The sequence below is a fragment of the Streptomyces sp. TAA486 genome, assembly GCF_000426165.1.
The window spans coordinates 1-19,341 of record NZ_AUEV01000015.1 but is presented as its reverse complement, the minus strand read 5'-3'; the positions used below and the strand labels follow the sequence as shown (position 1 = coordinate 19,341).

Here is a 19,341-nt window from a genome sequence, read left to right as displayed (position 1 = left end):
ACTGAGCCGTTAGTGTGTGGCTCGTCCTTGGCGCCCCGCTCCCCGCTGGGCGGTGCGCCTGAGAGTCCGTCGCAGCGTCCTTCGGGGGGATCACCACCCCCCGTACCCCGGGAGGGGCCCGCACCCCGATGTCCGTGCACAGCCATACGGCGGCCCAGTACGAGGCGGCCACACCTGAGTTCCCTCGGCACGTCGTCACCGCCGTGCTCGTCTCCCACGACGGCGCGAGGTGGCTGCCCCAGGCGCTGTCCGGTCTGCTCTCGCAGGAGCGCCCCGTCCAGGACGTCATGGCGGCAGACACCGGCAGCGCGGACGAGTCGGCGCAGTTGCTCACGGAGACCCTCGGCCCCGACCGGGTGCTGCACATGGCCCGCCGCACCGGATTCGGCGCCGCCGTCGACGAGGTCGCACGCACGGCCTGGGTGCCGACGCCAGACGACCTCCCCTACCTGAAGCGCCCCAGCGGCTGGGACCCGGTCACGCGCACCTGGCGCGACGACGCGTACGACATGCCGGAGCTGCCGCACGGTGAACCCGTCCACTGGCTGTGGCTGCTGCACGACGACTGCTCTCCCGAACCGGACGCGCTCTCACGGCTGTTGAGGGTCGTCGACGCCGACCCGAAGGCCACCCTCGTCGGTCCCAAGCTGCGCAGCTGGTACGACCGCAGGCAGCTCCTGGAAGCCGGGGTGTCGATCGCGAACAGCGGCCGCCGCTGGACCGGCGTCGAACGCCGCGAGCAGGATCAGGGGCAGCACGACCAGGTGCGGACGGTCCTTTCGGTCTCCAGCGCCGGAATGCTCATCCGCCGCGACGTCTTCGACGAGCTCGGCGGCTTCGACCGGCACCTGCCGCTGATGCGTGACGACGTCGACCTGTGCTGGCGGGCGCACTCCGCCGGGCACGGCGTGCTGATCGTCCCCGACGCGGTGGTGCGGCATGCCGAGGCGGCCTCGCGTGAGCGGCGTCCCGTCGACTGCGTCGGCCGCGGGGCGCGCGGCGGCGCCAGCCCGCACCGTGTGGACAAGGCCGGAGCCGTCTACACGCTCCTGGCCAACGTGCCCTCCTCGAAGCTCGTCTGGGTGATGCTGCGCCTCGTGCTCGGCACGTTGTTGCGCACGCTCGCCTATCTCGTCGGCAAGGTCCCCCGGCAGGCACTCGACGAAGTGCGGGGCCTCACCGGGACGCTGCTGCGACCGGGGCGGCTCATGGGCGCGCGCCGCAGGCGCGGCAGGCCCGCCGTCCCCTACAGCGAACTGCGGCACCTCTTCCCGCCGCCCGGGGCGACCGTGCGAGCCACCGCCGAGCAGGTCGCGAGCAACTTCGGCGGACGTGCGGAACCGGACATGTCCTCCGGCGGCAGGCACGGCGCCGTGGAGTCGGGTCCCGGTGATGACGACGCGGACTATCTGGAGGTCGAGCAGTTCGCGCGGTTCAAGCAGATCGCCCGCAAGCCGGGTCCTGTGCTCTTCGCGGTGCTGCTCCTGGTCTCCCTCATCGCCTGCCGCGAGCTGCTGGGCAGCGGCGCGCTCGCCGGCGGTGCGCTGCTGCCGGCGCCCGCGGACGTCTCGGACCTGTGGGGCCGCTACGTCGACGGCTGGCATCCCGTCGGCATCGGCGGCACTCAGACGGCGCCGCCGTACCTCGCGATCGTGGCCATGGTCGCCACCGTCTTCTTCGGCAGCACCGGCTTCGCGCTGACCCTGCTGCTGGTCTTCTCGGTGCCGCTGGCCGGCTTCACCGCGTACTTCACCTCGCGGCCCCTCGTGGAGTCCCGGCTGCTGCGCGCCTGGGGAAGCGTCGCCTACGCCTTCCTGCCCGCGGCGACCGGTGCGCTCGCAGGAGGCCGCATCGGTACGGCCGTGCTGGCCGTGACGCTGCCGCTGCTGGCGCGCGCCGCCCTCGCCGTGAGCGGTCTGCGGGGCGCGCCGGGCTGGCGGACCGTGTGGGGCTACGCGTTGCTCCTCACGCTGACGACCGCCTTCACGCCCATCGTGTGGCTGATCGCGCTGACCGTGACCGTCGTGCTGTTCGTACTGCGGCGACTGGGCTTCGCGGACACCCTGGAGGGTCCCGCGGCCGACGGACTCGGGCGAGGAACGGCGATCCGCAACGGCATCGCCCTCGTGACCCCGATGGTGCTGCTGGCTCCATGGTCGCTGTCGCTGCTGATGAGCCCGTCCGGATTCTTCCGCGAAGCCGGTCTGCCCTACGGCGCCGGCTCCGGTGACGCGCTCGGCCTGCTCACCCTCACCCCCGGCGGCCCCGGGGCGGCCGGGGGCCTGCTGCTGATCGGTGTCGTGCTCGCGGCCTTGGCCGCCCTGCTGCGCGGCGAACGGCAGCCCGCGATCCGCGCCGCCTGGGCCGTGGCCCTGGTCGGGCTGCTGTACGCGGCGCTCGCCAACTCGGTCGCCTGGGCCGGCCCCGCCACGCTCGTCTACGGGCTCGCGCTGCTGTGCGCGGCGCTCGTGGGAGCGGAGGGCGCCAAGGAGCGCGTCGCGGAACAGAGCTTCGGCTGGAAGCAGCCCGCGGCGGCGATCGTGGCCGCGGCGGCGGTGGCCGCTCCGCTCGTCGCAGCCGTCGGCTGGATGGCGGGCGGCGCCGACGGGCCGCTCACGCGCCGCGACCCGGTGCAGGTGCCGGCATTCGTCGCGGAGGAGAGCCGGACCAGCGACCAGGCACGGACCCTGGTGCTCTCCGGCAAGGCCGGCGACGCGTCGCGCTCCCCGTCGGACGTCTCGTACTCGATCGTGCGCGGCTCGGGAGCCAGGCTCGGCGACGGCGACCTGGCGGCAGCGGGCGGCGACGACGCGCGGCTCGCCAAGGTGGTCGCCAATCTCGTCGCCGGTTCCGGCGCCGACCAGAGTGAGCAGCTCGGCGGCTACGCCGTGCGCTACGTGCTCGTGCGGGACGGAGCGCCACGGCAGATGAACCGCGTGCTGGATGCGACGCCCGGGCTGACACGGCGCAGCCAGGAGGACGGCAGCGCGCTGTGGCGGGTGGACCGCCAGGTCTCGCGCGCCAGCGTGGTGGCCACGGACAAGGACAAGGCAGGCGGCGCGGGCGGCAAGTCCGCCGTCCCGACCCCCGTGCCGGCGGGGCCGCTGGAGGTCCACACGGATCTGCGGCCGGGCGAGTCCGGCCGGATCCTCCGCCTGGCCGACGCCGCCGACCCCGGCTGGACGGCGACCCTCGGCGGCAAGCCGCTGGAGACGGTCACCGTCGACGGGTGGGCGCAGGGCTTCCGACTCCCGGCGGGCGGCGGAAGGCTGGACGTCACTCACGAGACGAGCCCGACGCACACCGCATGGGTCTGGCTGCAGGGCTTCCTCGCGGTCGTGACGGTCGTCCTCGCGTTGCCCGGGCGGCGCCGCCGCGTGGACGACGACCTTCCGGAGACGGCTGCCGCGGCCGTGCCCGCGCAGGGAGCGGAAGGCGGCCGCCGGGCCCGGAGGCTCGCCGCTGCGGAGGCGGCACGCGCCGCGGAGGCCGGCGAGCCCGGTATCGCGAATGTGCCCGAGGCCCCGCGACACACTCCGGACGTTCCCGCTCAGGCGCCCTACACGGCGGACGCCGACAGCGGCGCGCGCTACGGCGGCGACTACGAACAGTCCTACGGTGAGCGGCAGTTCGAACCGTCGCCCTACGACTCGCAGTACGGGTCGCCCGGTTACGACGCCTCGTACGACCCGTCGCCGTTCGAGCCGCAGCAGCAGTCCTACGGCGGTGAGCGGCAGCAGTACGACGAGGGCTACGGGCAGCAGTACGACGACCCCTACCCGGCGCAGCAGTACGACGCCTACGAGGGCACCGGTCAGGCCGACCCGTACGGCTACGACCCGCGGTACGGCAACAGGAGCGATCAGCAGTGAACCGCACGAGCATGACCCTCATCGGCGCGGCCACGGCACTCGCCGCACTGACAGGCGTCGCCGCTCTCGCGGCCCCCGGCGGTGAGGACCTCGGCAGCACCTCCGCGGCCGGACGCAGGCCCGTCGAGCGTTCGACGCTCGTCTGCCCGCAGCCCAGCGTCTCCGACGTCGCGGAGACCCGGTACACGGCCTTCGCACCCAAGGGAGGCGAGGGGAAGGGCGGCGCCGAGCTCTACCGCGCCGAGAAGGCGGACACCGGCGACTCGGAGTCCGGGGACGGCGGCAAGGACAAGGGCAAGGACAAGGGCAAGGACAAGGGCAAGAACCGGGACAAGGACAAGAAGAAGCCCGAGCCGAATCCGAAGCCGTTCGCTCCGCTGAGCACGCCGGGCAAGCCCGTCACGGCCGACTCGGACTCCTCCAGCGCCTCCGCCCTGTTCGGTTCCGCCGACGGCCGGGTGGCGCCCGGCTGGACGGTCCAGCAGACGACGAACGTCGCGGTCGGCGCCGGCCGCGGCATGCAGGGCACCGCGTGCTCCGTGCCCGACACCGACTTCTGGTTCCCGGGTGCGAGCACAGCCAAGGAGCGGCAGGACTACGTCCACCTCACCAACCCCGACGACTCCAGCGCCGTCGTCGACCTGAACCTGTACGGGAACAAGGGCCGGGTGAGCTCCGAAGCGGGTGAGGGCATCACCGTCCCGCCCCGTTCGACCGTGCCGGTGCTGCTCTCCACGCTGACGTCCGAGCGGCTGACCAACGTGGGCGTCCACGCCGTGGCCCGTGCCGGACGCGTGGGTGCGCAGATGCAGGCGGTGGACGAGAAGGCAGGCGGCGACTGGGTGTCGTCCGTCGCCGACCCTGACTCGAGCGTGGTGCTCCCCGGAATCCCCGGCGACGCCACGGCAGTTCGGCTGGTCGTACTCGCCCCGGGCGAGAACGACGCGGATCTGAAGGTCAAGCTCGCGAGCCCGTCGGGGCAGATTGCGCCGGCCGGTCACGAGACGGTGCACGTACGCGGCGGCATGCTCACCGCCGTCGATCTGAAGGACCTGACCAAGGGCCAGGCGGGTTCGCTCGTCCTCACGCCGTCGGAGGGCGGTGCCGGCGCGACCCCGGTGGTCGCCGCGGCGCGCGTGACCCGGGGCAAGGGCTCGAACCAGGAGACGGCCTTCATCCCCGGCACCGCGCCCCTCACGGACCGTGCCACCGCCGCCGACAACCAGGAGAAGGGCTCCCAGCTCTCGCTCATGGCGACCGGCAGGGCGGTGAAGGTGCGCGTGACCGCGTCGGCGGGCAGCAAGGGCGGCAGCCCGGTCAGCCAGACGTACACGGTCAAGGGCAAGACGACCAGGTCCGTCTCCCCGCCCCGGCCGAAGGGCCTGAAGGGCACCTACTCGGTGACCGTCGAGCGGCTCTCGGGCGGGCAGCTGTACGCCTCGCGGATGCTGGACGAGAAGAAGGGCAAGGTGCCCGCGTTCACCATCCAGACGCTGGCCGACGACCGCGGCAAGGTGCTGGTTCCCCGCTCCGGACAGGACCTGTCCGTACTGAACGACTGACGGCATCGGGCCGATCCACGGCCCGGACGATTCCGGTCACGTTCCGTCGGCGGTAAGGGAGTTCGTCGTCGGTTCCACGGCCGCACCGCCGACGTGCGGCCGGTGAGTCGCACGTCACATCCGTCGCTGTCACATCCCGCCGGGCTGTCCCGTCATGGAGGTGTAACCACCAGCAAGGGCAGAGGAGCTCTTCCATGGACGCTCGATTGGACCTGTTCGGCAACCCGTACGCCGCGAAGATCCTGAAGCACGTCGTCTCGGCGACCAAGGTGCTCGCGGACTCGACGCTGCCGCCCGCGACGCAGGAACTGGTGAAGCTCCGCGCCAGCCAGATCAACGGCTGCGGATTCTGCACCGACATGCACACCAAGGACGCGATGGCGGCCGGCGAGACCTCGGTGCGCCTCAACCTCGTCGCGGCCTGGCGCGAGGCCACCGTCTTCACCGATGCCGAACGCGCCGCCCTGGAACTGGCGGAGCAGGGCACCCGCATCGCCGACGCGGCCGGTGGTGTCACCGACGAGGCATGGGCGAACGCCGTCAAGCACTACGACGAAGACCAGCTCGCGGCCCTGGTGTTCGCGATCGCGCTCATCAACACCTTCAACCGCGTGAACGTCATGGTCCAGATGCCCGCCGGGGACTACCAGCCCGGGATGTTCGGGTGACCGGGTAACGAGGTAGCCGGGCAACGAGGCGTACGGGCCGGGACGGCCGATGCCGTCCCGCACCAGCCGCCGCACACTCCGCGGGCCCTCGCGTGGGCCCGGGGCCCCCGTTCCGTCCCGCCGCCCACGGCCTGCCCGCCGGGCGGCGGCCGGACGGCCGCTCAGCTCCCGTCGCCGGAGACGCCGGGGATCGGCGCGCCCGAGGGCATGCCTGCGGCGACGTACTCCTCGTACAACGGGCGCCAGGGTTCGGCCGATTCGCCGTGCGGACCCTCCGCCGTGGTGCCCGACACGTGCTTGCCGAGTTCGGCCAGGCAGACGGTCCAGCCGGCGGCGTTGCGCGCGGCGGTGTTCTCCGCCTCCAGCACGTTGATCAGCGTGAGGGTGCAGCTGCGGTCGTCAACTGGCTCGATCTCGAAGTGCAGTTCGTCGCCGCCCCACGTGTAGGCGAGACGTCGCGGGGGGTCGTAGGCGAGGAGGGTGCCGGAGCTCGCCTCGAGGTCGGGGTCCCCGGAGAACTCGATCTTTCCGCCCTCGTGGGAGTCCATGCGCACGGTGCTGGGGAACCAGTGCGCCAGTTCCGCGGGTTCGGTGAGCGCGGCCCACATCCTTTCGGCCGGGTGCGGATAGGTGCGCTGGAACCGCACCGCCGGACGGCCGTTGTACTCGAAGTAGCTTCCACGGTCCATGACTTGCTCTCCTGCCCTCGTGCCGTCAGCGTCCCCGCCCTCGGTTCTCGTCCCGCGGCCGGTTCTGCGTCCGCTCGTCCCTGCCGCTCTCGGACTCGCTCCGGTCGAGGTGCCGGCCGAGCGCGTCGAGCCGCTCGTTCCACAGCTGCCTGAACGGCGCCAGCCATGCGTCGAGCTCGGCCATCTGCTCAAGATCGATCGAATAGATGCGCCGTTGTGCATGGACACGGACTTTCACCAGGCCTGCCTCGCGCAGGACCCGCAGATGCTTGGACGTCGTCGGCTGTGTGAACCCCAGCTCGTCGACGAGTTCGCCCACCGCGCATGCGCGCTCGCGCAGCACGTCGAGCATCGCCCGACGATGGGGATCAGCCAGCGCAGTCCACGTGGCATCCATCACGGAAGACAATATGCCTCCTCACGTATATACGTGTCAAGGAATACAAGAATCGTCAGTGGGTCCGAGACTCTGATGCGTTGAGTAGCTGGACGGTCACGAAGTGCGAGCACTGCCTGGGCCTCCAAGTCGCCGTCCGCGCGCGGCAGCTGGGCCGCCGGGCCGGGGCCGCCTCTAGTCCATGGCCTAATCCTGCCCGTACCGCGGATCCACCGACTCCGGTGAAAGGCCCAGCAGTTCGGCCACCTGCTCCACGACGACCTCGTGCACGAGCAGCGCCCGCTCGTCACGGTTGCGCGTACGGATCTCGACCGGGCGCCGGTAGATGACGATCCGGTCCGGCCGTCCGCTCTTCGACTCGGCCACCCGCCCCAGCGGCACCGCCTCGGCCTGTTCGTCCAGTTCACCGTCGTCGCTGCGGGGCACCTCCTGCACCGCGAATTCGACGCCGCTCAGCTGCGGCCAGCGCCGTTCCAGCCTGCTGACCGAATCGCGCACAAGGTCGTCGAATGCTTCCGAGCGGCTGACGGCAAGCGGTACTTGGGGCGGCGCGACGGGTCCGCGCATGCCGCGCCCGTGACGGTCGCGCCGTAGCGGTGCGTGATCGGAGTCACCGGGCCGACCGGGTCCGTCCGGTCCGCGAGGCGGTACAGGGCTGTTCACGCCACGAGCCTAGCGGCCGCACGGCCGGGATCGGTGGTCACCCGGACGTTCACGGTCGTGTCACAGAGTGACCGGTGTCATGTTCTTTCGGGTCGCTTTCCATCGCCAGAACGATCGGTGATCTCGCCACCGTCGACCTGGTTCAGAACGACTCCCGACCGCTTGACGTGTGATGCCCGACTCTCCCCGGGCGCAAGGGTGTCGGCGTCCAAGCCTTCCCGCAGATCAGGTGTTTCAGGCCAACCAGGACGACACGACGGAGTGACGTCAAGGAGAGTCGTCGCAGGCCGCTCAAGAGTGCGGTACGGTCCATCGTCGTGAGCCCTGTACGTCGCTGTTCGCGAACCGCCTGCGGCCGTCCCGCCGTCGCGACGCTGACGTACGTCTACGCGGACTCCACCGCGGTGCTCGGTCCGCTCGCCACATACGCCGAACCGCACTGCTACGACCTGTGTTCGGCGCATTCCGAACGCCTGACTGCCCCACGCGGATGGGAAGTCGTGCGTCTCGCCATCGACACCGGCCCGGCACGCCCGAGCGGCGACGATCTCGAAGCACTCGCCAACGCCGTGCGTGAGGCCGCCCGTACGCCGCGACGCGACCCCGACTCCGCCGCGCCCTCCGACGCCGTCGGCGGCCCCCAAGGCCGGGACTCCGACCCGATGGAGGTCGCACGCCGAGGCCATCTGCGCGTACTGAGATCGCCCGAGCCGTAGGCCGCACGGCAATACGCCAGGTACGAGGCAAGGCGCGCAGCGCGCCCGACAGGCCCTGGCCACACCGGAGATCGCGGACCCAGCGGGTAGATTTCCACCCAGTAGCTGCCGAGAACCCGAGCACCCAGGAGAGGGCTGCCCCGTGGCTGATCTGTCGGAGATCGTGAAGGCGTACGACGTTCGCGGCGTCGTGCCGGACCAGTGGGACGAGTCGCTGGCCGAGTTGTTCGGAGCCGCCTTCGTACGCGTCACGGAGGCCTCCGCGATCGTCGTCGGGCACGACATGCGGCCCTCCTCGCCGGGGCTCTCCCACTCTTTCGGGCGCGGAGCCGCCGGCCAGGGAGCCGACGTCACGGAGATCGGTCTCTGCTCGACCGACCAGCTCTACTTCGCGAGCGGCCAACTCGACCTGCCCGGCGCAATGTTCACCGCGAGCCACAACCCCGCCCGCTACAACGGCATCAAGATGTGCCGCGCCGGCGCCCTTCCCGTCGGACAGGACACCGGGCTGGCCGACATCCGCGAACTCGTAGAGCGCTGGGCCGAGTCGGGGGCCCCGCAGCGTCCGGACGGAGTCCCGGAAGGGACCATCGGCGCGCGGGACGTGCTGTCGGACTACGCGGCCCACCTGCGCACGCTCGTGGATCTCACCTCCATCAGGCCGCTGTCCGTCGTCGTGGACGCGGGGAACGGCATGGGAGGACACACGGTTCCCACCGTGTTCGAGGGTCTGCCCTTCCAACTCGACGCCATGTACTTCGAACTGGACGGCACGTTCCCCAACCACGAGGCCAATCCGCTCGATCCGAAGAACATCGTCGACCTCCAGCAGCGCGTGCGCGAGACGGGTGCGGACATCGGGCTGGCCTTCGACGGGGACGCCGACCGCTGCTTCGTCGTCGACGAGAAGGGCGACCCCGTCCCGCCGTCCGCGATCACCGCGCTCGTCGCGTCACGTGAACTCGTCAAGTCGCCCGGTTCCGCCGTCATCCACAACCTGATCACGTCCTGGTCCGTGCCCGAGGTCGTACGTGAGAAGGGCGGCACGCCCGTGCGCACACGCGTCGGGCACTCGTTCATCAAGGCCGAAATGGCCCGCACCGGCGCGATCTTCGGCGGTGAGCACTCCGCGCACTACTACTTCCGCGACTTCTGGAACGCGGACACCGGCATGCTCGCCGCCCTGCACGTCCTCGCGGCGCTGGGCGGTCAGCAAGGGCCGCTGTCGGAGCTCGTCGCCGAGTACGACCGCTACGCGGCCTCCGGGGAGATCAACAGCAGGGTCGACGACCAGGCCGGCCGTGCCGCCGCGGTCAGGGCCGCCTACGAGGGCCGGGAGGGCGTCGAACTCGACGACCTGGACGGGCTGACGGTCACCGCCGACGACTGGTGGTTCAACCTGCGGGCGTCCAACACCGAACCGCTGCTTCGGCTGAACGTCGAGGCGCGCGACCGGGACACGGCGGACGCGGTGCGGGACGAGGTCCTCGCCATCGTGCGCGCCTGAGCCGCAGGCCGCCGTGAGCGTCTGCGACCGCGGGCGCTCACGGCCCCGCGATCCCTTGTCCGCGACAGGATGGCCGCCGCCGGGCCGGGACCGTCCCCACCGGCTCGGTGCCCGGCCGGCAGCGCCCTCGCCCGCACGACAACGGCGACGTCCCCGGCGGTACGCTGACCGCAGCCGCCCGCCTCCGAAAGGGACAACTCATGCCGCTCGAAGCCGGTCTTCTGGAGATCCTCGCCTGCCCGGCGTGCCACTCGCCGCTCCGCGACGAGGCCGAGGAGCTGGTGTGCACCGGCACAGAGTGCGGTCTCTGCTATCCGGTGCGTGACGGGATTCCGGTTCTCCTCGTCGACGAGGCCCGGCGCCCCGGCTGACGGGCAGCCCGCTCCGCCGCACGCACCCAGGCAGCACACTCCTCACTCACAGCACGCGGCGCCGACGCTCGTCGTCCAGCGGCCGATCGGAGGCTCCGGAAGATGCTCGACGAATCACAGCTCGACTCTCCAGCGGCCCTCGCCCGTGCGGACACCCACGCCCTGCTGCGCGGCACCGCCGAAGCAGGTGCGCACGTACGCACAGCGGTGCGCCGCGCCACCGAGACAGGGCTCAGCGCGCTGCGTCCCGACGGACGGCCGCGGGCGGTGTTCGTCGCCGGGCCCGGACCCGCTCCGGCCTGCGCCGCCGATCTGCTCTCGGCCCTCGCCAACGACGCGCTCCCCGTGACGCTGCTGCGTCCCTCGGGACCGCTCGCGGCGCCCGGTGCGCTGCGCTGGACGCTGCCCGGCTGGGCGGGTTCGCTGGACCTGCTGCTGGTGACGACGCCGGACGGTGGCGAGGCCGGGCTCACGATGCTGATCGAGCAGGCGTACCGGCGCGGCTGCACCGTCGTGACCGTCAGCCCCGCCGATGTGCCCGTGGCCGAGCTGACGCGGGAGACGCACGGGCTCGCGGTGCCGCTGAGTACGGCGCCTCCGGCGGCATGGAGCGGATCGGCGGACGGTGACTCGGCCCGCAACGACGCCGGCCCCGCCCACGAGGCTCCCGCCACCGCCGAGGGGTCCGGTGGCGACGTCCCTGCCGTACCGCATCCACAGCCCGTCGGGCCGCGGATGTCAGTGGCGCCCGGCCTCCTCTGGCCGATGCTCACTCCGCTCCTCGTGCTCTTCGACCGCGTCGGTCTGTTCACCGCCGGGGAGGACGCACTGGCGTCGCTGGCCGACCGCCTCGACCACGTCGCGGAACGCTGCGGGCCCGCCGTTGCCACGTACAGCAATCCGGCCAAGTCGCTCGCCACCGAACTCACGGGCACTCTCCCGCTGTTGTGGAGCGAGGGCGCCGTCGCTGGAGCCGTCGCACGGCACAGCGCGACCACCCTCGCGGCACTCCCCGGTCTTCCCGCCCTGGCCGCCGGGCTTCCGGAGGCGATGGCAGCGCACGGCGCGCTCCTGTCCGGCTCGCTCTCGCCGGGCGCCGACCTCGACGACTTCTTCCGCGACCGCGTGGAGGAGCCGGAATCGCTGCACGCGCGAATCGTCCTGATGCGGGACCAGGCGCCGGGCCCCGAGTCCGCCGTGGTCGCCGCCCGCGACCTCGCGTACGGCCACGACGCACCGCTCAGCGAACTCGAACCCGCCGAGGGCAGCAGCCCCTTGGAAGCCGCCGCCGAACTGATCGCCACCGTGGATTTCGCCGCCGTTTACCTCGCGCTCGCCGACGGCGGCGCATCATCGCCCTGACCGTCCCACCTGCCGAACTGCCCCAAGGAAGCGAAAGCGCCGCCGCATGGACCGCCTCACCAACACAGTCCGGCCCTACGCATGGGGCTCCACTACAGCCATCCCGGAGTTCCTCGGCACACCGCCCAGCGGCGAGCCGCAGGCCGAGCTGTGGATGGGCGCACACCCGGGAGCTCCCTCGAAGCTGGGCCGCGCCGGCGGCGCACAGGCTCTGACGGATGTCATCGCGGCTGATCCCGAAGGGGAGTTGGGGCCGCAGACCGTACGGGCCTTCGGACCGCGGTTGCCGTTCCTGCTGAAGCTGCTTGCGGCGGCATCGCCGCTGTCCCTCCAGGTGCACCCCGATCTGGAGCAGGCGCGGCAGGGCTTCGCCGAGGAGGAGGTGCGCGGCGTCCCCGTGAACGCACCGGAGCGCAACTACAAGGACGCCAACCACAAGCCCGAACTGATCTGCGCGCTCACGGACTTCGACGGTCTGTGCGGCTTCCGTCGCGCGAGGGAGGCCGCGGATCTGCTCGCCGGACTGGACGTCGACGCACTCAAGCCGTACGTGGACATCCTGCGGGCGAGCCCCGAGAGCGAAGCGCTGCGCGAGGTGCTGACCGCCGTACTCACGGCGGACCCGGAGGAGATCGCCGGGACCGTCGAAAAGGCGGCGCAGGCCTCGGCACGGCTCTCTGCCGCTGCCGGCACGGACGACGCCGACACCGGCCCCGAAGCCCGTGCGTACGCCGTGTGCGCCTCGCTCGCCCACCACTACCCGGGCGACCCGGGCGTCATCGCCGCCATGCTGCTCAACCACGTGACCCTGCGGCCCGGGGAGGCCCTCTATTTGGGCGCCGGAGTCCCGCACGCGTATCTGAGCGGCCTCGGCGTGGAGATCATGGCCAACTCCGACAACGTGCTGCGCAGTGGGCTGACCCCCAAGCACGTGGACGTACCGGAACTGCTCCGCATCGTCCGCTTCGAGCCCGGGGAACCGGCCGTCCTGCGCCCGGAAGCCGGTCCCGGGGGCGAGGAGCGCTACGAGGTGCCCATCGACGAATTCCGCCTCTCCCGCTTCGTGATCGCTCCGGGCGCGGCGGTGGGACCGCTCGAAGCGCTCACTCCGCAGATCCTTCTGTGCACCGGGGGTCACGTCGCGCTGCGGGGCGACGCGGGCCGCGGAGAAGGTCAACTGGCCCTGGAACGTGGGCAGTCCGCATACGTACCGGCGGGCGAGCGGGTCGATGTGACGGGTGAAGGTACGCTCTTCCGGGCCACCGTGGCTGTCTGACGGGCGCCCGCACGGGCCCCGGGCGGACACGGGCGGCAACGACCGACGACAGCGCGGATCCACGCGCAAATCACCGAGAGAGGGACGACCGACTCGTATGAGTGCATCAGGCGGTTCGAAGGCGATCATCGCCGCGCTGGGCGCCAACTTGGCGATCGCAGTGGGCAAGTTCGTGGCCTTCGTCTTCAGCGGCTCGTCCTCCATGCTCGCGGAGAGTGTGCACTCCGTCGCTGACTCGGGGAACCAGGCACTGCTCCTTCTCGGCGGCAAGAAGGCCAAGAAGGAGGCGAACGAGGAGCACCCCTTCGGCTACGGCCGCGAGCGCTACATCTACGGATTCCTCGTCTCCATCGTCCTGTTCACCATCGGCGGCGTCTTCGCCCTCTACGAGGGATACGAGAAGATCAAGCACCCGCACGAGCTGGAGAGCTGGTACTGGCCGGTGGGTGTGCTGGTCTTCGCGATCATCGCGGAGACACTCTCCTTCCGTACGGCCATCAACGAGTCGAACGAGGTCCGCGGGTCGATGACGTGGACCCAGTTCGTACGCCGAGCCAAGGCCCCCGAACTGCCCATCGTCCTCCTCGAGGACCTCGGCGCGCTCGTCGGACTCGTCCTCGCGCTCTTCGGTGTCGGCGCCGCCCTCGCGACCGGGAACGGCGTCTGGGACGGCATCGGCACGCTGTGCATCGGGGTGCTGCTGGTCGTGATCGCGATAGTGCTGGCGGCGGAGACCAAGTCGCTGCTGCTGGGCGAGTCCGCCGACCCGGTCGAGCGTGAGAAGATCCGTGCCGCCCTCGTCGACGGCGAGACCGTGACGGGCATCATCCACATGCGGACCCTGCATCTGGGCCCCGACGAGCTGCTGGTCGCCGCGAAGGTGGCGGTGCAGCACGACGACACCGCGGCGGAGGTCGCGCGAGCGATCGACGCGGCTGAGGACCGCATCCGGGAGTCGGTGCCGAGCGCGCGTGCGATCTATCTCGAGCCGGACATCTACAGGCCCGCGGAGTCCGCCGCGTCGAGCTGATCAGCCCCGGACTGTCCGGGTTCGCTCGCCGCTGAACTCCCCGCGCTGCGACCGGAATGCATCTCTCCGCGCTCTTTGTCAAATTATGTGCAGAGGTGTGGAAGGCCCCAGTGTTGGGCATCGGCACAACTGCGCGCACTGTGCGGCCGAAAACAGTCCAGGTCCGCCCTTGCTCGCACCGTGGGCAATCCGTTCGACTGGACGAGCGGTGTAAATTCGTAGTGCACAGACGTCGCTGCTGATGGCAGATCGGCCGGTCCGCGCCGCGGGCCACCGAGGGAGAGAGGGCCTCCGACGGACTGGGCTGCGAGCAAGGGATCAGTGTGCCCGTGTGTGCTGTGTCACGTACGCAGTGCAGGCACCGCACACGGAGCCCGAGCGCCGCAGCACGGACCTGTCAGCCATGACCTCGACTTCGAGGAGAGCAGCTCGCATGACGACGACCTCCAACGGCCAGGATTTCAAGGTCGCGGACCTTTCCCTTGCGGCCTTCGGCCGCAAGGAGATCACCCTGGCCGAGCACGAGATGCCCGGCCTGATGGCGATCCGCAAGGAGTACGCCGCTGACAAACCCCTCGCCGGGGCCCGCGTCACGGGGTCCCTCCACATGACCGTGCAGACGGCCGTCCTGATCGAGACCTTGACGGCGCTGGGCGCCGAGGTCCGCTGGGCGTCCTGCAACATCTTCTCCACGCAGGACCACGCCGCCGCGGCTGCGGTGGTCGGTCCCAACGGCACCCCGGACAACCCGCAGGGTGTCCCGGTCTTCGCCTGGAAGGGCGAGACGCTGGAGGAGTACTGGTGGTGCACGGAGCAGGCCCTCACGTGGCCGGGCGCCTCCACCGGCGGACCGAACATGATCCTCGACGACGGCGGCGACGCGACGCTCCTCGTGCACAAGGGCGTCGAGTACGAGAAGGCTGGCGCCGCTCCGGCCGTCGACACGGCGGAGAACGACGAGCACCGGGTCGTCCTGGAGCTGCTGAACCGCACCCTGCGGGAGAGCCCGCAGAAGTGGACCCAGCTGGCGTCCGAGATCCGCGGTGTGACGGAAGAGACCACCACCGGCGTGCACCGTCTGTACGAGATGCACCAGGACGGTTCGCTCCTCTTCCCGGCGATCAACGTCAACGACTCCGTCACCAAGTCGAAGTTCGACAACAAGTACGGCTGCCGTCACTCGCTGATCGACGGGATCAACCGCGCCACGGACGTCCTGATCGGCGGCAAGACAGCCGTGGTCTTCGGCTACGGCGACGTCGGCAAGGGCTGTGCGGACTCGCTCCGCGGCCAGGGTGCCCGCGTCCTGATCACGGAGATCGACCCGATCTGCGCGCTCCAGGCCGCGATGGACGGCTACCAGGTGGTGACCCTCGAAGACGTCGTCGAGACGGCGGACATCTTCATCACCACCACGGGCAACAAGGACATCATCATGGCGTCCGACATGGCCCGGATGAAGCACCAGGCGATCGTCGGCAACATCGGCCACTTCGACAACGAGATCGACATGGCCGGCCTCGCCGAGATCAAGGGCATCGTCAGGGAAGAGCTCAAGCCGCAGGTGCACACCTGGACCTTCTCGGACGGCAAGGTGCTCATCGTGCTGTCCGAGGGCCGGCTGCTCAACCTGGGCAACGCGACCGGGCACCCCTCGTTCGTGATGTCCAACAGCTTCGCGAACCAGACGATCGCCCAGATCGAGCTGTTCACGAAGACCGACGCCTACCCGACCGACGTCTACGTGCTGCCCAAGCACCTCGACGAGAAGGTCGCCCGTCTGCACCTGGACGCCCTCGGGGTGAGGCTCACCACGCTCCGCAAGGACCAGGCCGACTACATCGGTGTCCCCGTCGAGGGCCCGTACAAGCCGGACCACTACCGGTACTGATGGCCGGCCGCCCGCCGCACCGCCCCCTCACACGGGGCGCCGGCGGGCACCCGTGAGCGACGCCGAGGCCCCCGCCCGCCTGGTGGGGGCCTTCGGCTTGCCCTCATGCCCCGCACGTAGAGTCCACGCATGCCACGCGGCCGGTATTCGCTCCACGATCCGCACGACCACACCCCCCTCTTCAACGAGCACTTCCAGTGCGCCACCGGCCCCTCCGGCTGGCGCTACGTCTCGCAGATCACCACCCCCTCCGGCGACCACGCCGGCTCCGTCGATCTGGCCCTCGACGAACTCGGCCGCCCCGTCCGGCTCGAACTCCACGCCGGCGGCTGGCAGGTGCGCGGCGCCGCTCTGGATGGCGTCACATGGGTCCGCACCGACCCGGCAGGCGAACACGCTCAACAGGGCAATGCCGCCGCGCACTCCTTCACCGGTGGATCCCCCGCCTTTCTCATCGCGACGTCCCGACTGCTGCGACCGGCCACCGGTGCGCCGGCCACGCGCGTCCGTCTCGTCGCGCTGACACTCCCCGTCCTGGCACCTCGCACGCTCGACCAGTCCTGGACGTTGGAGGCCACCGAAACACACGCCACTGACAACGGGCCTCTGGTCGTCGAGAACTACCAGGTCGGCGAGATAGACACCGGCGAGCAGCACCCCGTCCACATCGCCGGCGACATCGTGCTCGCGGCTCCCGGCATCGAACTGGAGGAACTGGAGTCCCCGCCGTCCGGATTCGGCTGAGCCGCGTCGCGTCTTACGAAGGAGGCACGAACCCGGTGGTCCGAGGGGGCTCGGGCACCTTCTCCTGTGCGGGCTGACTCTCCGTCGACGGGCCCGCGACCGGTACCCAGGGATGACCGGCCCCGCCATCTCCACCCGCCCCGTGGGAAGCGCCCGGGGCCGAAGGGGCAGCGGGGAGCGAACCTGCGGAAGCAGCGGGCAGTGGACCCGCGGGAGCCCCGGCCCCCTGGGGGCCGAAGGTCCGGTGTGCCTCCCTCGCCTGTCGCTCCGCGACGACCCCGGCCAGGTACGCAGCCGCAGGTACGCCGTACGGCGCCGGGACGCCCGTGCACGCGACGAGGTCCGCCGCGAGCTGCTCGGCCATCGACCGGCTCACCGCCTCGTCCAGCTGCCCCGCGCGCATCAGGTACTGGCGCACGGCCAGCCAGAGACCGCCCGGCACCCGCGACAGATCCAGCTCCCCGAAGCTGCCCGCCAGCCAGGCCGGAGGAGGCGGCGCGGGCGCACCGCTCGCCTCGGGCACCCGCTCCCGTACCACCAGGGTCCCGGCGAACACGTCGCCCAGCCGCCGGCCCCGCGCCGAGATCAGCGACGCGGCACAGGCCACGACGCCGAAGAACAGCTGGATCTCGATGACCCCGATCGCCCCACGCACCAGCGCGTGCCGGAACCGGATCGGCCCGCCGTCCTCCCGCAGCACCCGCAGACCGCACAGCAGCTTCCCCACGGACTTCCCCCGGCTCAGCGTCTCCACCGCGACCGGAACGCCGACGAGCACCAGCAGGAACAGCGCCACCTGGACCGCCGCCAGCGCCGCGTCGTCCAGGGATGCCACGGCTGTCAGCAGCGCCAGCGAGATGGCCAGGTAGACGGCCCAGGCGAGCACCAGGTCGATGAAGACCGCCAGTGCCCGCGTCGGCAGCCTCGCGGGCCGGAGACCCAGTACGACGGCATCTCCCGTTACGAGCTCGCTCACCGTGCCTCCGCTCACAGCCGTCGTCCTTCTTCGCACAGTCTGCCGTCCCCACTGAGAGGTCTGCCAAGCTCTCACCATGGATCTGGATGTCTTCGTCGCCGCGCACAGGGCGGAGTGGGACCGGCTGGACCAACTGCTGCGCCGTCGGCGCCGCCTGTCCGGCCAGGAGGCGGACGAACTCGTCACGCTCTACCAGCGCACCTCCACGCACCTCTCCCAGGTCCAGTCGAGCGCCCCCGACCCCGCGCTCGCCGGAAGCCTCACGTCTCTTGTGGCACGCGCGCGCAGCGCTGTGACGGGCCCGCGGAAGGCGTCGTGGCGCGACGCCGCGCACTTCTTCGCCGCCGGATTCCCCGCCGCCGTGTACCGCAGCCGCAACTGGTGGGTCCCGGCCGCGCTGCTGTCCGTCGTGATCGCCGCCCTCATCGGCTGGTGGATCGGTGCGCATCCCGACGTGCGCTCGGCGATCGCCGCCCCGGACCAACTCCGCGAGATGACAAAGCCGGGCGGCCAGTACGAGTCGTACTACTCGAGCCATCCGGCAACGTCCTTCGCGGCCCAGGTGTGGACGAACAACGCCCAAGCCGCCGCCGTCTGCCTGGCGTTCGGCGCGCTGCTCGGCATCCCGGTGCTGTGGGTCCTCTTCCAGAACATGCTCAACCTCGGGATCGGCATCGGCCTGATGGAGTCCGCGGGCCGGCTGGACACCTTCCTCGGCCTCATCCTTCCGCATGGAATCCTCGAACTGACCGCGGTCTTCGTGGCCGCGGGCACGGGCCTGCGACTGGGCTGGACCGTCATCGATCCCGGACCGCGAAGCCGACGCGTCGCGCTTGCGGCGGAAGGACGTTCAGCGATCGGCATGGCCATCGGCCTGGCCGCGGTCCTGTTCGTCTCGGGGGTCATCGAGGGCTTCGTGACGCCGTCCGGTCTTCCCACGTGGGCGCGCGTCACGATCGGCGTCGTGAGCGAACTCCTGTTCCTGGCTTACGTATTCGTTGTGGGAGGCCGCGCCGCACGGGCCGGTGAGACGGGGGATGTATCCGCGGAGGACCGGCCGACGACGGTGCCGACAGCCGCCTGATGTGCGTCGGCACCTCGCGACCTGTTACTGTTCTGGCCGCCGCGGAGCCGATTGACGGTTTCCGCGGTGAAGGATCCGACGGGCCACGGGAGTTCGACGTACTCGCGGCAACGTTCGGTATCCGTCCCGCTTCCCATTGCGACTTCCGAATTCCGGATGACGCCCGGGGAAGCACCCCCCGATCAACTGTCGGATCAGCTCTGATAGTGTCGGGATCACCGAGAGGGAAGCGCCCGGAGTGGCCCGTGAGGGTTGTGATGGAAGCGTCCGTTCTTTGAGAACTCAACAGCGTGCCAAAAGTCAACGCCAGATATGTTGATACCCCGCATCCCCGGGTTTTTGGGGGGTGTGGATTTCTTTGATGACAGCGAGGACGCTGTGCACGACGGGGATTATTCCTCCTGGTTGTGCCGCTCTTTGTGGTCTGTCTTTTTGAAGGCATTCACGGAGAGTTTGATCCTGGCTCAGGACGAACGCTGGCGGCGTGCTTAACACATGCAAGTCGAACGATGAAGCCCTTTCGGGGGTGGATT

General features: G+C 70.7%; 16 protein-coding genes and 1 rRNA gene. 13 read left to right on the top strand and 4 right to left on the bottom strand.

All coding sequences use genetic code 11. The annotated features are described in order from the left end of the window. Positions 1–128: 128 nt before the first annotated feature. The 3 genes from I004_RS0120230 (at position 129) to I004_RS0120220 (ending at position 6,102) form a co-directional block, all read left to right on the top strand. Positions 129–3,872, top strand: coding sequence for a glycosyltransferase family 2 protein (locus tag I004_RS0120230; RefSeq protein ID WP_028436998.1), 3,744 nt, complete (start codon positions 129–131; stop codon positions 3,870–3,872). Beyond that, entirely contained in the window at positions 3,869–5,434 is a 1,566-nt protein-coding gene (locus I004_RS0120225; RefSeq protein WP_028436997.1) for a DUF5719 family protein, read from the top strand. The genes I004_RS0120230 and I004_RS0120225 overlap by 4 nt, the downstream gene beginning before the upstream one ends. 194 nt (positions 5,435–5,628) lie before the next feature. Continuing rightward, positions 5,629–6,102: a carboxymuconolactone decarboxylase family protein gene (locus I004_RS0120220; protein WP_028436996.1), complete on the top strand. Its 474-nt coding sequence runs from the start codon at positions 5,629–5,631 to the stop codon at positions 6,100–6,102. A gap of 161 nt (positions 6,103–6,263) precedes the next feature. On the opposite strand, the gene I004_RS0120215 is transcribed toward I004_RS0120220, so the two are convergent. The 3 genes from I004_RS0120215 to I004_RS0120205 form a co-directional block, all read right to left on the bottom strand. Further along, positions 6,264–6,791 (bottom strand): SRPBCC family protein, encoded by a 528-nt coding sequence (locus tag I004_RS0120215; protein ID WP_028436995.1) that lies wholly within the window; start codon positions 6,789–6,791, stop codon positions 6,264–6,266. A gap of 25 nt (positions 6,792–6,816) precedes the next feature. Further along, the gene (locus I004_RS35025) at positions 6,817–7,188 is read right to left on the bottom strand and encodes a metalloregulator ArsR/SmtB family transcription factor (protein ID WP_051345247.1); all 372 of its coding nucleotides are present in this window, start codon (positions 7,186–7,188) and stop codon (positions 6,817–6,819) included. 186 nt (positions 7,189–7,374) lie between these two features. Beyond that, a complete protein-coding gene (locus tag I004_RS0120205) occupies positions 7,375–7,851 on the bottom strand; it encodes a metallopeptidase family protein (protein WP_078511506.1) in 477 nt (158 codons plus the stop codon). A 317-nt stretch (positions 7,852–8,168) separates the two neighbouring features. Here I004_RS0120205 and I004_RS0120200 point away from each other — a divergent pair, with 317 nt between their 5' ends. From I004_RS0120200 to I004_RS0120165, 8 genes are all read left to right on the top strand, one after another. Continuing rightward, positions 8,169–8,567 (top strand): DUF3499 domain-containing protein, encoded by a 399-nt coding sequence (locus I004_RS0120200; RefSeq protein WP_028436992.1) that lies wholly within the window; start codon positions 8,169–8,171, stop codon positions 8,565–8,567. Positions 8,568–8,709: 142 nt separating this feature from the next. Further along, positions 8,710–10,074, top strand: a complete 1,365-nt coding sequence (locus I004_RS0120195; RefSeq protein WP_028436991.1) for a phosphomannomutase/phosphoglucomutase — start codon at positions 8,710–8,712, stop codon at positions 10,072–10,074. A gap of 200 nt (positions 10,075–10,274) precedes the next feature. Then, the gene (locus I004_RS38295) at positions 10,275–10,445 is read left to right on the top strand and encodes a Trm112 family protein (protein ID WP_078511502.1); all 171 of its coding nucleotides are present in this window, start codon (positions 10,275–10,277) and stop codon (positions 10,443–10,445) included. A 102-nt stretch (positions 10,446–10,547) separates the two neighbouring features. Next, complete coding sequence (locus tag I004_RS0120185; protein ID WP_028436990.1) at positions 10,548–11,807, top strand: SIS domain-containing protein; 1,260 nt, start codon at positions 10,548–10,550, stop codon at positions 11,805–11,807. Between the two features lie 46 nt (positions 11,808–11,853). Next, positions 11,854–13,083 carry a mannose-6-phosphate isomerase, class I gene (gene manA, locus I004_RS0120180; protein WP_028436989.1) on the top strand — a complete coding sequence of 410 codons (1,230 nt, stop codon included), beginning with the start codon at positions 11,854–11,856 and terminating at the stop codon, positions 13,081–13,083. A gap of 97 nt (positions 13,084–13,180) precedes the next feature. Further along, positions 13,181–14,113, top strand: coding sequence for a cation diffusion facilitator family transporter (locus I004_RS0120175; protein WP_028436988.1), 933 nt, complete (start codon positions 13,181–13,183; stop codon positions 14,111–14,113). A 433-nt stretch (positions 14,114–14,546) separates the two neighbouring features. Then, positions 14,547–16,004: an adenosylhomocysteinase gene (ahcY, locus tag I004_RS0120170; RefSeq protein ID WP_028436987.1), complete on the top strand. Its 1,458-nt coding sequence runs from the start codon at positions 14,547–14,549 to the stop codon at positions 16,002–16,004. Between the two features lie 129 nt (positions 16,005–16,133). Next, positions 16,134–16,748 carry a hypothetical protein gene (locus tag I004_RS0120165; protein WP_028436986.1) on the top strand — a complete coding sequence of 205 codons (615 nt, stop codon included), beginning with the start codon at positions 16,134–16,136 and terminating at the stop codon, positions 16,746–16,748. Positions 16,749–16,761: 13 nt separating this feature from the next. On the opposite strand, the gene I004_RS0120160 is transcribed toward I004_RS0120165, so the two are convergent. Next, a complete protein-coding gene (locus I004_RS0120160) occupies positions 16,762–17,724 on the bottom strand; it encodes an RDD family protein (RefSeq protein ID WP_028436985.1) in 963 nt (320 codons plus the stop codon). 76 nt (positions 17,725–17,800) lie between these two features. On the opposite strand from I004_RS0120160, the gene I004_RS0120155 reads away from it, so the two are divergent. Then, positions 17,801–18,808, top strand: a complete 1,008-nt coding sequence (locus I004_RS0120155; protein ID WP_028436984.1) for a stage II sporulation protein M — start codon at positions 17,801–17,803, stop codon at positions 18,806–18,808. A 441-nt stretch (positions 18,809–19,249) separates the two neighbouring features. Then, positions 19,250–19,341 (top strand): 16S ribosomal RNA (locus I004_RS0120150); the annotation flags it as partial.